Origin of the sequence: Aeromonas finlandensis (assembly GCF_000764645.1) — a bacterium.
Classification (GTDB): Bacteria; Pseudomonadota; Gammaproteobacteria; order Enterobacterales; family Aeromonadaceae; genus Aeromonas; species Aeromonas finlandensis.
The window spans coordinates 1-12,978 of record NZ_JRGK01000265.1 but is presented as its reverse complement, the minus strand read 5'-3'; the positions used below and the strand labels follow the sequence as shown (position 1 = coordinate 12,978).

Annotated in this window: 13 protein-coding genes; all 13 read left to right on the top strand. The window is 60.0% G+C overall.

Features of this window, described 5'->3' with window-relative positions; genetic code table 11:
- Positions 1-150 precede the first annotated feature (150 nt).
- Complete coding sequence (locus LD28_RS0114240) at positions 151-909, top strand: flagellar motor protein (protein WP_033137618.1); 759 nt, start codon at positions 151-153, stop codon at positions 907-909.
- Complete coding sequence (locus tag LD28_RS0114235; protein WP_033137617.1) at positions 884-1,762, top strand: flagellar motor protein MotB; 879 nt, start codon at positions 884-886, stop codon at positions 1,760-1,762. The genes LD28_RS0114240 and LD28_RS0114235 overlap by 26 nt, the downstream gene beginning before the upstream one ends.
- 373 nt (positions 1,763-2,135) lie before the next feature.
- Positions 2,136-2,540, top strand: a complete 405-nt coding sequence (ndhC, locus tag LD28_RS0114230; protein ID WP_033137616.1) for an NADH-quinone oxidoreductase subunit A — start codon at positions 2,136-2,138, stop codon at positions 2,538-2,540.
- Positions 2,541-2,569: 29 nt separating this feature from the next.
- Positions 2,570-3,244 carry a NuoB/complex I 20 kDa subunit family protein gene (locus tag LD28_RS0114225; protein WP_005344917.1) on the top strand — a complete coding sequence of 225 codons (675 nt, stop codon included), beginning with the start codon at positions 2,570-2,572 and terminating at the stop codon, positions 3,242-3,244.
- A gap of 2 nt (positions 3,245-3,246) precedes the next feature.
- Positions 3,247-5,052 carry an NADH-quinone oxidoreductase subunit C/D gene (gene nuoC, locus LD28_RS0114220; protein ID WP_033137615.1) on the top strand — a complete coding sequence of 602 codons (1,806 nt, stop codon included), beginning with the start codon at positions 3,247-3,249 and terminating at the stop codon, positions 5,050-5,052.
- An 80-nt stretch (positions 5,053-5,132) separates the two neighbouring features.
- Positions 5,133-5,675 carry an NADH-quinone oxidoreductase subunit NuoE gene (gene nuoE / locus LD28_RS0114215; protein WP_033137614.1) on the top strand — a complete coding sequence of 181 codons (543 nt, stop codon included), beginning with the start codon at positions 5,133-5,135 and terminating at the stop codon, positions 5,673-5,675.
- Positions 5,672-7,057, top strand: coding sequence for an NADH-quinone oxidoreductase subunit NuoF (gene nuoF / locus LD28_RS0114210; RefSeq protein WP_033137613.1), 1,386 nt, complete (start codon positions 5,672-5,674; stop codon positions 7,055-7,057). The genes nuoE and nuoF overlap by 4 nt, the downstream gene beginning before the upstream one ends.
- 41 nt (positions 7,058-7,098) lie before the next feature.
- Positions 7,099-9,855 (top strand): NADH-quinone oxidoreductase subunit NuoG, encoded by a 2,757-nt coding sequence (nuoG, locus tag LD28_RS0114205; RefSeq protein ID WP_033137612.1) that lies wholly within the window; start codon positions 7,099-7,101, stop codon positions 9,853-9,855.
- Positions 9,852-10,820, top strand: a complete 969-nt coding sequence (gene nuoH, locus LD28_RS0114200) for an NADH-quinone oxidoreductase subunit NuoH (protein ID WP_005344904.1) — start codon at positions 9,852-9,854, stop codon at positions 10,818-10,820. The genes nuoG and nuoH overlap by 4 nt, the downstream gene beginning before the upstream one ends.
- 10 nt (positions 10,821-10,830) lie before the next feature.
- On the top strand, positions 10,831-11,373 hold the full coding sequence (nuoI, locus tag LD28_RS0114195; RefSeq protein WP_033137611.1) for an NADH-quinone oxidoreductase subunit NuoI: 543 nt from the start codon (positions 10,831-10,833) through the stop codon (positions 11,371-11,373).
- Between the two features lie 10 nt (positions 11,374-11,383).
- A complete protein-coding gene (nuoJ, locus tag LD28_RS0114190; protein WP_033137610.1) occupies positions 11,384-11,935 on the top strand; it encodes an NADH-quinone oxidoreductase subunit J in 552 nt (183 codons plus the stop codon).
- The gene (nuoK, locus tag LD28_RS0114185; protein WP_005337247.1) at positions 11,932-12,240 is read left to right on the top strand and encodes an NADH-quinone oxidoreductase subunit NuoK; all 309 of its coding nucleotides are present in this window, start codon (positions 11,932-11,934) and stop codon (positions 12,238-12,240) included. Before nuoJ ends, nuoK begins: the two co-directional genes overlap by 4 nt.
- On the top strand, positions 12,237-12,978 hold a 742-nt coding region (locus LD28_RS0114180), incomplete at its 3' end, for a proton-conducting transporter transmembrane domain-containing protein (protein WP_033137609.1). The genes nuoK and LD28_RS0114180, both read left to right, overlap by 4 nt.

Genomic DNA, 12,978 nt, shown 5'->3' with positions numbered 1-12,978 from the left:
ACTGCTTGCCTTTCAAGCCATCGCAATCACAGGACAACGGCTTATCAGAACACCACTCTTATTTATTGCTCACAGATTGGATATCATTTTGAAAAACTGATACTTAAGTAGCTACACTAGCCATTATCAACATTCAGGGATGTGTAAAAAATGAGCTTAATCGGCTTGGCGCTGGCGTTAATCGCCATCCTTGGCGGCAACATGATTGAGGGTGGCCACCCCAGTGCACTACTCGACTTGCCAGCTTTCCTTATCGTTATCGGCGGTACTATCGGGGCCGCCTTGACCCAGTTCCCCTTCTCCGTCGTCGGTAGCACGCTCAAACGCTTCAAGTGGTTGTTGGCCCCACTCAAGCTCGACATGCTGGAGCAGGCACAACTGCTGGAGACCCTCGCGGGTAATGCCCGCCGCAGCGGTATGCTGGCTCTCGAAGGTATGATCGAAGAGATCAAGGATCCCTTTTTGAAAAAGGGGGTACAGATGATGGTCGATGGCTATGAGAAGACCAAGATCCACGAGGTGCTGGAAAACGAGATCGAATTTGAGCAGGAAGATCTCGAGCAGACGGTCAAATTCTATGAAGCCATGGGGGGCTACTGCCCGACCATGGGGATCGTCGGCGCGGTGTTTGGTCTGATCCACGCCATGGGCCTGCTGGATGCGCCGGACAAGCTGGGTGGCGCCATCGCGGTGGCCTTTATCGCCACCATCTACGGGGTATCCGCCGCCAACCTGCTGTTTTTGCCATTCGGTAACCGCTATAAAGCCTTCGCCCATCAAATCCGCCACTACAAGGAGATGACCCTCACCGGCATTCTCTGCATCGTGGATGGTGAGTCACAGGCCAGACTACAAGTTACCCTCGAACCTTATCTGGGAGGTCATGGTGGCGAAAAAGAAAAAGGCTGAAGCACCGGAGAACCACGAACGCTGGCTGGTCTCCTATGCCGACTTCATGACCCTGCTGTTTGCCCTGTTCGTGGTGCTCTACTCCTTTGCCATGGCCAAGCAATCCGAGACCCGGGTACTGATCCAGGGCTTTATCGAGTCATTGGGTAAAATAGGTCTGGTTTCGCCGCCAGCAGGTTCACCGGTGATGCAGGGTGGCACCGGTATTCTTGAACCAGAATCGAAAACGACACCCAGCAGCCCCAAGAAAGAGACGGTGCTGGAAAAAGATGCCCCCATGGCGGCCTCAGACCCCTTCAATGAGACCATTGGAGCATCAGAGAAACCGAGTGCCACCGAATCCTGGCCCCACAAAACCAAGGAGCAGGAGTGGGTACAGGTGAGCAAACAGAAGCTGGAGCAGCAACTGAAGGCACAGATCGAATCCAAGGATCTGGAAGTCGAGCAACTTGGCAGCCAGCTGGTGATCCGCATTGGAGAGAAGGCGCTGTTCCCGGCCGATTCGGCGTTTCTGCAACCCCAGTTCGTGCCGCTGGTCAGCAAGATCTCCGGCATCCTGGCTGATATCCCCGGGGAAGTGGTGGTCACCGGTCATACCGATGACTCTCAGGCGCCGGTGGAGCTCTACCGTAACAATTGGGAACTCTCGGTCTTGAGAGCCTCATCTATCGTGCAAACCCTGCTTGGCAACCCCAAGCTGGATGCCAAACGTGTCATCGCCCAAGGGGTTGCCGACACCCAGCCCCGCTATGCCAATGATTCGGCGGAGCACCGCCAGGCCAACCGCCGGGTCGAAATCACCCTCTCCCAAGGGAAAGCAGCTGAACAATCACTCCCTCTGCTCAAACCCTGATCGTCTTCCAAACCTGTGAACGGCCCCCCCCGAAACTGCTTCGGGGCTGGGTCACGTTCATATATCTGCTATTTACCCGAATTCCCTGCACTCCCCTGCATTCCTATACTCAATGGCCATTTAGATAGGAAACGCGGTGAACACTTTGCGTCCATTGGACGCGCTGGTGAAAATATCGCCACCACAAACTTGCCGGAAAGATTCCGTTTCAGCCGTTTTTGCTAAATAAAAGTGAACTCCTTAACAGAATTTAATTTCTGGTTAACCGATTAATAATTAATCCCTAAAAACGACATGTAAATCAGTATGAAAGTGTCATAATGCGTGACATCATTGTTACATTGCGTGATTAATTCGGTTAGGGAAAACCTATATGTTTGCTGATATTGCTGTTCAACATTGGGCGTTTGCTATCTATATCATCGCAGCCATCTGTATCTGCTTGGGGATGATTGGACTTGCCGCTTTGCTCGGTGGACGCGCCTACGGTCGCACCAAAAACAGACCCTTCGAATCCGGTATCGATTCAGTTGGCAGTGCCCGCCTGCGCTTCTCCGCCAAGTTTTATCTGGTCGCCATGTTCTTCGTCATCTTCGATGTCGAGGCGCTCTATCTCTTCGCCTGGTCTGTCTCCGTTCGGGAAAGTGGCTGGGTCGGCTTTATTGAAGCCACCATTTTCATCGGTTTGCTGCTCATCGGCCTTATCTACCTGTGGCGCATCGGAGCCTTGGATTGGTCGCCACGCAAGCAGCAGCTGAACGATAAAAAAACTGATTGAACCCTAGACCCTTTCCTTGAGGTTGCACCATGAAGTACACCCTGACCCGGATTGACCCGGATGCACCCGTTGAGCGCTACCCCCAGGAGCAGCGCCAGACCGTCGATGACCCACTGGCGCAAGAAGCGACGCGCGGCATCATGATGGGCCGTCTCGAGGAGGTGCTGCAAGACACAGTCAACTGGGGCCGTAAAAACTCCCTCTGGCCTTACAACTTCGGTATCTCCTGCTGCTACGTAGAGATGTGTACCGCCTTCACCTCCCCCCACGATGTGGCCCGCTTCGGCGCCGAAGTTATCCGTGCCTCGCCGCGTCAGGCCGATTTCATGGTGATTGCAGGGACCCCCTTCATCAAAATGGCGCCGGTCATCCAGCGCCTGTATGAACAGCTGCTCGAACCCAAGTGGGTGATCTCCATGGGCGCCTGTGCCAACTCCGGCGGCATGTATGACATCTATTCCGTAGTTCAGGGAGTGGACAAGTTCCTGCCGGTCGACGTCTACATTCCGGGTTGCCCGCCCCGTCCCGAAGCCTTTTTGCAAGCCCTGATGCTGCTGCAGGACTCCATCGGCAAAGAGCGCCGCCCTCTCTCCTGGGTGGTGGGCGATCAGGGGATCTACCGTCCCCAGATGCAGGCCGAAAAAGAGCGCAAGCGCGGCGAACGGATCAATGTGACCAACCTGCGCACGCCGGATGAGATCTGACCATGAAACTGACTCGTGATTTTCCCAGCAATTACGCCATGGCTCAGTGGCAGCCCAGCGACCACCAGGATGCCAAAGTCATTGGCGAACTGTTTGCCCACTTCGGGGCCGAGCACTTCACCGTGCAGACCACGCGCACCGGCGTGCCAGTAGTCTGGCTTCCCCGCGAACTGCTGCAGGATGTGATGGGCTTTTTGCGCAAGGTGCCCTCCCCGTTTGTGATGCTGTTTGATCTCAGCGCCACCGACGAGCGGCTGCGCAGCCATCGCGACGGTCTGCCCCAGAGCGACTTCACCGTCTTCTATCACCTCATCTCCATCGACCGTAACGCCGATGTGATGTTGAAAGTAGCGCTGGCCGAAAGTGACCTGCATCTGCCCACCATCACCAACCACTTCCCCAATGCCAACTGGTACGAGCGGGAAGTGTGGGATCTGATGGGCATCACCTTCGATGGGCACCCTCACCTGACCCGCATCATGATGCCCAAGAGCTGGCAGGGTCACCCGCTGCGCAAGGATTACCCGGCGCGTGCCACCGAATTCGATCCCTTCATGCTCGATGCTGCCAAGCAGGACATGGAGCAGGAGAACCTGCTGTTCAAACCGGAAGAGTGGGGTCTGGCCCGCGGCAACGAGAACGAGGACTACATGTTCCTCAACCTCGGCCCCAACCACCCCTCTGCCCACGGCGCCTTCCGGCTGGTGTTGCAGCTCGATGGCGAGGAGATCCGCAACTGCGTGCCCGACATCGGCTACCACCATCGCGGTGCCGAGAAGATGGGCGAGCGCCAGTCCTGGCACAGCTATATCCCCTATACCGACCGGGTCGAGTATCTGGGCGGGGTGATGAACAACCTCCCCTATGTGCTGGCGGTCGAGAAGCTGGCTGGCATCAAGGTACCGCAGCGGGTCGACATGATCCGGGTGATGATGGCGGAGCTGTTCCGCATCCAGAGCCACCTGCTGTTCCTCGGTACCTATATCCAGGACGTGGGGGCCATGACGCCGGTCTTCTTCACCTTCACCGACCGGCAGAAGATCTACACCATCATCGAAGCGATCACCGGCGCCCGCATGCATCCGGCTTGGTTCCGCATCGGCGGTGTTGCCCACGACCTGCCCAACGGATGGCAACGTCTGATCCAGGACAACCTGCTGAGCTGGCTGCCCAAGCGGCTGATGGATTACGAGAAAGCCGCGATGCGCAACAGCATTCTGCGTGGTCGTACTATCGGGGTCTCCGCCTACACCACCGAACAGGCACTGGCCTGGGGCACTACGGGTGCAGGCTTGCGCGCCACCGGCCTCAACTTCGACGTGCGCAAGTGGCGTCCCTACTCCGGTTACGATCAATTCGACTTCGAAGTGCCGGTCGGCAGCAACGGCGATGCCTATGATCGCGCCACCGTTCGCATCGAGGAGATCCGCCAAAGCCTCTCCATCATCGAGCAGTGCATGAAGAACATGCCGGAGGGGCCATTCAAGGCGGATCACCCGCTGACCACTCCGCCGCCCAAAGAGCGCACGCTGCAGCACATCGAGACCCTGATCAACCACTTCCTGCAAGTGTCTTGGGGCCCGGTCATGCCGGCAGCCGAATCGTTCCAGATGATTGAGGCGACCAAGGGCGTCAACAGTTACTACCTGACCAGCGATGGCTCAACCATGAGCTACCGGACCCGGATCCGCACCCCGAGCTTTGCTCACCTGCAGCAGATCCCCTCGGTGATCAAGGGCAGCATGGTGTCGGACCTCATCGTCTATCTGGGCAGTATCGATTTCGTTATGTCGGATGTGGACCGTTAAGTGATCCCGCCTCCCGGCCATGGCCGGGAATTGGGATCGCCGGACGAGCAGTAAAAGGACAAGCCACCAAAGGTCAAGTCATGAGCCAGCAATGTCAGTGTCACAATAATCAGACCCCACAGGGGCAAGGGGCATGCAGCAGCAAACAGAGCGACTTCGTTCTGAGCCAGGCTGAACGCGATGCCATCGAACACGAGAAACACCACTACGAAGATCCCCGCGCCGCCAGTATTGAAGCGCTCAAGATCGTGCAGCAGGCCAGAGGCTGGGTACCCGACGGCGCCATTCACGCCATCGCGGCCGAGCTCGGCATTCCTGCCAGCGACGTGGAGGGGGTAGCCACCTTCTATAGCCAGATCTTCCGCCAGCCGGTAGGGCGCCACATCATCCGCGTCTGCGACAGCATGGTCTGCTACATCAATGGCCATGAAGAGCTGATGGCCGGTCTCAAGGAGGTGATGAACCTTGCCCCCGGTCAAACCACCCCCGATGGCCGCTTCACCCTGCTGCCGGTCTGCTGCCTTGGCAACTGCGACAAGGGGCCTGCCATCATGATCGATGACGACACCTATGGCGGCCTCGATCCGGTGACATTGCTGAAAACCCTGGAGGCTTACCCATGAGCCTGCCGCAGAACAAGATCCTCGCCTCTCTTGGCACCGCCAACCGCACCCCGCGTGCGGCCGAAACCCACCCGCTCACCTGGCGGCTGCGGGATGACGGTCAGCCGGTGTGGCTGGAGGAGTATCAGGCCAAACAGGGCTATGAAGCCGCCCGCAAGGCGCTCGGCCAGATGAGTCCTCTTGATATCGTCAACACCGTCAAGGATGCCGGTCTCAAGGGACGTGGCGGCGCGGGCTTCCCCACTGGCGTGAAGTGGGGGCTGATGCCCAAAGACGAGAGCATGAACATCCGCTACCTGCTCTGCAACGCCGACGAGATGGAGCCCAACACCTGGAAAGATCGCCTGCTGATGGAACAACTGCCCCATCTGCTGATCGAAGGGATGATCATCAGTGCCCGGGCGCTCAAAGCCTATCGCGGATATATCTTTCTGCGCGGCGAATACGTGGATGCCGCCATCCACCTGCGCCGTGCAGTGGAAGAAGCCAAGGCCGCCGGTCTGCTGGGCAAGAACATTCTGGGGTCCGGCTTTGACTTCGAGCTGTTCGTCCACACCGGCGCCGGTCGCTACATCTGTGGTGAAGAGACGGCGCTGATCAACTCGCTGGAAGGGCGCCGCGCCAACCCGCGCGCCAAACCCCCCTTCCCCGCGGTCTCCGGTGTCTGGGGCAAACCCACCTGCGTCAACAACGTCGAAACCCTCTGCAACGTGCCCGCCATCATCGGCAACGGGGTGGCCTGGTATCACGGGCTGGCGCTGCCGGGCTCGGAAGATCATGGCACCAAGCTGATGGGCTTCTCCGGCAAGGTGAACAACCCGGGCGTCTGGGAGCTGCCTTTTGGCATCACCGCCCGCGAGCTGTTTGAAAACTACGCCGGTGGCATGAAGAGCGGCTATCGCCTGAAAGCCTGGCAACCGGGCGGCGCTGGCACCGGTTTCTTGCTGCCAGAGCACCTCGATGCCCAGATGTATACCGCCGGTATCGGCAAGGTAGGCACCCGGATGGGGACTGGCCTCGCCATGGCGGTGGATGACTCCATCAGCATGGTGAGTCTGCTGCGCAACATGGAAGAGTTCTTCGCCCGCGAATCGTGCGGCTGGTGCACGCCCTGCCGCGACGGCCTGCCCTGGAGCGTCAAACTGCTGCGGGCACTGGAGCGTGGCGAAGGGCAATCCGGTGATCTGGCGACTCTGGAACAACTCTGCGGCTTCCTTGGCCCGGGCAAGACCTTCTGCGCCCACGCACCGGGCGCCGTCGAGCCGCTGGCCAGCGCCATCAAATATTTCCGCTCCGAATTCGAGGCCGGGATCAAAGGCAGCGGTGATAACCGCAAGCCGGTCAAAGGGATCCAGCCCAATCTGCTGGGCGAGCGCTGGTAACAGAACCACCGATTTCACAAAACAGGTTTCAGGGAAGTTGTATGGCAACCATTTATGTAGACGGCAAAGAGTACGAGGTAGACGGGGCAGATAACCTGTTGCAAGCCTGTCTGTCGCTGGGTCTGGACGTCCCCTATTTCTGCTGGCATCCGGCGCTGGGTAGCGTTGGCGCCTGCCGCCAGTGTGCGGTGAAACAGTATCAGAATGCCGATGACAAGCGCGGTCGTCTGGTCATGTCCTGCATGACCCCGGCCACCGATGGCAGCTACATCGCCATCGAGGATGAAGAGGCTAAAGAATTTCGCAAGAGCGTGGTGGAGTGGCTGATGACCAACCACCCCCACGACTGCCCGGTGTGCGAAGAGGGCGGCGCCTGCCACCTGCAGGACATGACGGTGATGACCGGCCACAACAGCCGTCGCTACCGTTTCACCAAACGCACCCACCAGAATCAGGAGCTGGGCCCCTTCATCGGTCACGAGATGAACCGCTGCATCGCCTGCTACCGCTGCGTCCGCTATTACAAGGATTATGCCGGGGGCGAGGATCTCGGGGTCTACGGTGCCCACGACAACGTCTATTTCGGCCGGGTCGAAGATGGCACGCTGGAGAGCGAATTTTCCGGCAACCTGGTGGAGGTCTGCCCCACCGGCGTCTTCACCGACAAGACCCACTCCGAGCGATACAACCGCAAGTGGGACATGCAGTTTGCCCCCAGCATCTGCCAGCAATGTTCCGTGGGCTGCAACATCAGCCCGGGTGAGCGTTATGGCGAGCTGCGCCGTATCGAGAACCGCTTCCACGGCAGCCTCAACCACTACTTCCTCTGTGACCGTGGCCGCTTTGGCTATGGCTACGTCAATCTGGCGGACCGCCCGCGCCAGCCGCTGCTCAAAGATGGCAACGACCAGCTGACCATCACGGTCGATGGCGCCCTCAACCGCGCCGCCGATGCCCTGCGCACCGCCAGTGGCCTCATCGGCATCGGCTCGCCCCGCGCCTCGCTGGAGAGCAACTTTGCCCTGCGCGAGCTGGTGGGTGAAGGCAACTTCTACGCAGGCGTCGAGCAGGCCGAATGGGCCTGTCAGCTGAAGATGCTGCAGATCCTGCAACAGGGTGGCGTGCCGACCCCGAGCCTGCGGGACATGGAAGAGGCCGACGCCATTCTGGTACTCGGTGAAGATGTCACCATGAGTGCGGCTCGAATTGCGCTGGCCCTGCGTCAAGCCGTCAAGGGCAAGGCCCGCGAGCTGGCCCGCAAAATGAAGGTCGACCTGTGGCAGGTTGCCGCTGTGCAGACTCTGGGTCAGAACGAGCGCTATCCGCTGCTCATCACCAGTCTCGACACCACCCGTCTCGATGACGTAGCTGCCGACAAACTGCACTCTCCTTACGCCGATCAGGCGCGCCTAGGCTTTGCCATCGCCAATCTGCTCGACCCGGCCGCACCGGCCGTGACCGATCTCAGTCCCGAGCAGCAGGCACAAGCGGCTCGCTGGGCCGAGCTGCTGGGCAACGCCAAAAAGCCGCTCATCATTGCAGGCTCCAGTGCCCGCGATGTGGCATTGGTCGACGCAGCCAGCAACATTGCCCGCGCCCTGAAAAGCCGAGGCCTGGAAGCCAGCATCGCGCTGGTTGGTCAGGAGGCCAACTCGCTGGGTCTGGCCATGCTGGGCGCTCAAACATTGTCAGACAAGCCGCTTGAAGCTGCCCTTGAGCGTATCGAGGCCCAAGAGGGGCTGGCACTGGTCACTCTGGAGAACGATCTCTACCGCCGCGCACCGCGCAACCGTGTGGACGCAGCGCTGGCCCGGCTGCAGCACCTGCTGGTCATCGACCATCAGGCGACCCTGACCGCCAACAAGGCTGATCTGGTGCTGCCTGCGGCCAGTTTTGCCGAGGCCGATGGCACCCTGGTCAATATGGAAGGGCGCGCCCAGCGCTTCTTCCAGGTCTATTCGCCCGCCTTCTACAACGCCGACATTCAGGTGCGTGAAGGGTGGCGCTGGCTGGCTGCGCTGCAAGGGGCGCTCGAGCACAAGCCGCTACGCTGGCAGAACTTCGATCAGATCAGCCACGCTTGCGCCTCCAGCCATCCGCTGCTGGCCACCATGCTGGAAGCAGCGCCCAACGCGGGCTTGCGCATCCGTGGCATGCGCCTGGCACGCGAGCCGCACCGCTACAGCGGTCGCACCTCCATGCTGGCAGATCAGAACGTCAGCGAGCCACGGGTGGCGCAAGATCCCGACTCCCCCTTCAACTTCTCCATGGAAGGGTATGCCGGTGCCCGCCAGAACATGCCGCAGGTGCCCTTTGCCTGGGCACCGGGCTGGAACTCCCCCTCCGCCTGGAACAAGTTCCAGGATGAAGTCGGTGGTCATCTGCGTGCTGGCGATCCGGGTCGCCGTCTGTTGGAAGCAACAGACCCGCAGGCAGAAGGCAAGGAGCCGCTCGGCTGGTTCACCACTATCCCCGCCCCCTTCAAGGCCGCAGAGGCACTGCAGGTGGTCAATTATGCCCAGCTGTTTGGCGGCGAGGAGCTGTCGGCCCGCAGCCCGGTCATTCAGGCCCGGATGAACGAACCCGAGCTGGTGCTAAATCCGGCAGATGCACAGCGTCTGGCCCTCCATGGGGGCAGTCAGGTCTCATTCTCCTGGGGCGGTAGCCACTGGCAACTGCGCCTGCGTCTTAGTGCACAGCTGAGCGCCGGTCTGGTGGGGCTCCCCCTTGGGGTGAACGGCCTGCCAACGGCCCTGCAACAAGCCTCAATCACTAACCTGCAGGAGGTGATCGCATGAGCGAGTCGCTGATCGATCTGTTGCTGGAGGTGGGCAAGGCACTGATCGTGCTGGTGGGGATCGTGGGGGCAGGCGCCTTCATGAGCTTCATCGAGCGCCGTCTGCTGGCCCTGTGGCAGGATCGCTACGGCCCCAACCGGGTGGGGCCGTTTGGCCTGCTCCAGCTGGCCGCCGACATGATCAAGATGTTCTTCAAGGAGGACTGGATCCCGCCGTTCGCTGATCGGCGGATCTTTATCCTGGCCCCCATCATCGCCTTCACTGCCTTTATTCTGGCGTTTGCGGTGGTGCCCATCACCCCCACCTGGGGCGTGGCGGATCTCAATGTGGGGCTGCTCTACATCCTGGCCATCGCGGGGCTGGCGGTCTATGCGGTGCTGTTCGCCGGCTGGTCGAGCAACAACAAATACTCCCTGCTTGGCAGCTTGCGCGCCTCGGCCCAGACCCTCTCCTACGAGGTGTTTCTCGGGCTATCCCTGATGGGGATTGTGATCCAGACCGGCAGTTTCAACCTGCGGGATATCGTCGAGGCACAGGCAGACTTGTGGAACGTGGTGCCCCAGATCCTGGGCTTTGTCACCTTCCTGTTTGCCGGTGTTGCCGTTACCCACCGTCACCCGTTCGATCAGCCGGAAGCCGAGCAGGAGCTCGCCGACGGCTATCACATCGAGTATGCGGGGATGAAGTGGGGTCTCTTCTTCGTGGGCGAATATATCGGCATCGTGCTGGTCTCTTCCCTCATCGTGACCCTCTTCTTCGGTGGCTGGCACGGCCCCTGGTTGCCCCCCTTCATCTGGTTTGCCCTGAAGACCGCCTGTTTCATGGTGTTCTTCATCCTGCTGCGGGCCTCCCTGCCTCGCCCGCGCTTTGACCAGGTGATGTCGTTTGGCTGGAAAGTCTGCTTGCCGCTGACCCTGATCAATATGCTGGTCACTGCGGCAGTTGTACTGATAAGTACGCAGTGAGGCACTCAATATGAAAATTGTTAGCATTATTCAGGGTGTCGGCACCCAGTTACGCAGTCTGGCCATGGTCTTCTCCCATGCCTGGCGGCCCCGTGAAACCCTCAACTATCCGGAAGAGGCAGTCTATGCGGCCCCCCGCTACCGCGGTCGCATCGTGCTGACCCGTGACCCCGACGGGGACGAGCGCTGCGTAGCCTGCAACCTCTGCGCGGTCGCCTGCCCGGTCGGCTGCATCTCGCTGCAAAAATCCGAGCGGGAAGATGGTCGCTGGTATCCGGAGTTCTTTCGCATCAACTTCTCTCGCTGCATCTTCTGCGGCCTGTGCGAAGAGGCTTGCCCCACTACCGCTATCCAGCTGACGCCGGATTTCGAGATGGGTGAGTATCGCCGCCAGGATCTGGTGTACGAGAAGGAGGATCTGCTGATCAGCGGGCCCGGCAAATACCCGGACTACAACTTCTATCGCATGAGCGGGATGGCCATCGACGGCAAACCGAAAGGGGATGCCGAAAACGAAGCCAAACCCATCGATGTCAAGAGCCTGCTGCCCTGAGGAGTCAATCATGGAACTGGCATTTTATGCCTCGGCCCTGGTGGCCATTTACAGCACGCTGCGGGTGATCAGCACCAGCAATCCCATGCATGCGCTGCTCAATCTCATCATCTCCCTCATCGCCGTGGCCATGATCTTCTTCTGCCTGGGCGCAGCCTTTGCCGGCGCTCTGCAGGTGATCGTCTACGCTGGCGCCATCATGGTGCTGTTCGTGTTTGTGGTGATGATGCTGAACCTGGGGAGTGCCCAGACGCAGGAGAAAAACTGGCTCACCCCCATGACCTGGGTAGGCCCTGGCCTGCTCTCGCTGGTGCTGCTGGGCTTTCTGGCCCACGGCATTCTCGGGGTGACCGGGGGCCTTATCGGGGTGACTGAGGTGACCGCCAAGCAGGTCGGGGTCGAGCTCTTTGGCCCCTATGTGCTGGCAGTGGAGCTCGCCTCCATCCTGCTGCTGGCCGGTCTGGTGACCGCCTATCACTTGGGTCGGGAAGACAAGAGCGGTGAAGTGCTCTCCGTCCCGCGCTCCGCATCCCGCTCTGCACAAGAAGGAGGTCAGCAATGAATGGAATCCCAATGGAGCACGGCCTCCTGCTGGCCGCGGTGCTCTTCTGCATCGGCTTGTGCGGTCTGCTGATCCGCCGCAACCTGCTCTACATCCTGATGAGTATCGAGATCATGATGAATGCCTCGGCACTGGCGTTTGTGGTGGCGGGTAGCCGCTGGGCCCAGGCCGATGGCCAGATCATGTACATCTTGGTGATTTCTCTGGCGGCAGCAGAGGCCAGTATCGGCCTCGCCCTGTTACTGCTGCTCTATCGTCGTTACCACACCCTGAACGTGGACACTGTGAGCGAGATGCGCGGATGAGCCTCTTATATCTGACTTTTCTATTTCCGCTGCTGGGATGGCTGGTGCTGGCCTTCTCCCTCGGCCGGTTTGGCGAGCGTACCTCGGCACTGATCGGGGTGGGCTCCATTGGCCTGTCGGCCCTCACCACACTCTGGGTCGGCATCGACTTTTTGGGCAACCCGCCCGAGGGGGGCGTCTATGTCCAGCGCCTGTGGCAATGGATGGCGGTGGGCAACTTTACCCCGAGCTTCTCTCTGGCACTGGATGGCCTGTCGCTGACCATGCTGGGGGTGGTGACCGGGGTGGGTTTCTTCATCCACCTGTTCGCCTCTTGGTATATGCGCGGGGAAGAGGGCTACTCCCGCTTCTTCACCTACACCAACCTCTTTATCGCCAGCATGCTGTTTCTGGTGCTGGCCGATGACCTGCTATTTGTCTACCTCGGCTGGGAAGGTGTGGGGCTGTGCAGCTACCTGCTGATCGGCTTCTACTACAAGGATCGCAACAACGGCGCGGCGGCCCTCAAGGCCTTTATCGTGACCCGGGTGGGTGATGTCTTCCTCGCCATCGGCCTCTTTATCCTTTACCGGGAGCTGGGCACCCTCAATATCCACGAGCTGCTGGTTCGTGCGCCAACCATGTTTGCCGAGGGCTCCCCTGCCCTGTCACTGGCCTGCCTGATGCTCTTGGGTGGTGCGGTCGGCAAATCGGCCCAGCTGCCGCTGCAAACCTGGCTGGCGGATGCGATGGCAGGCC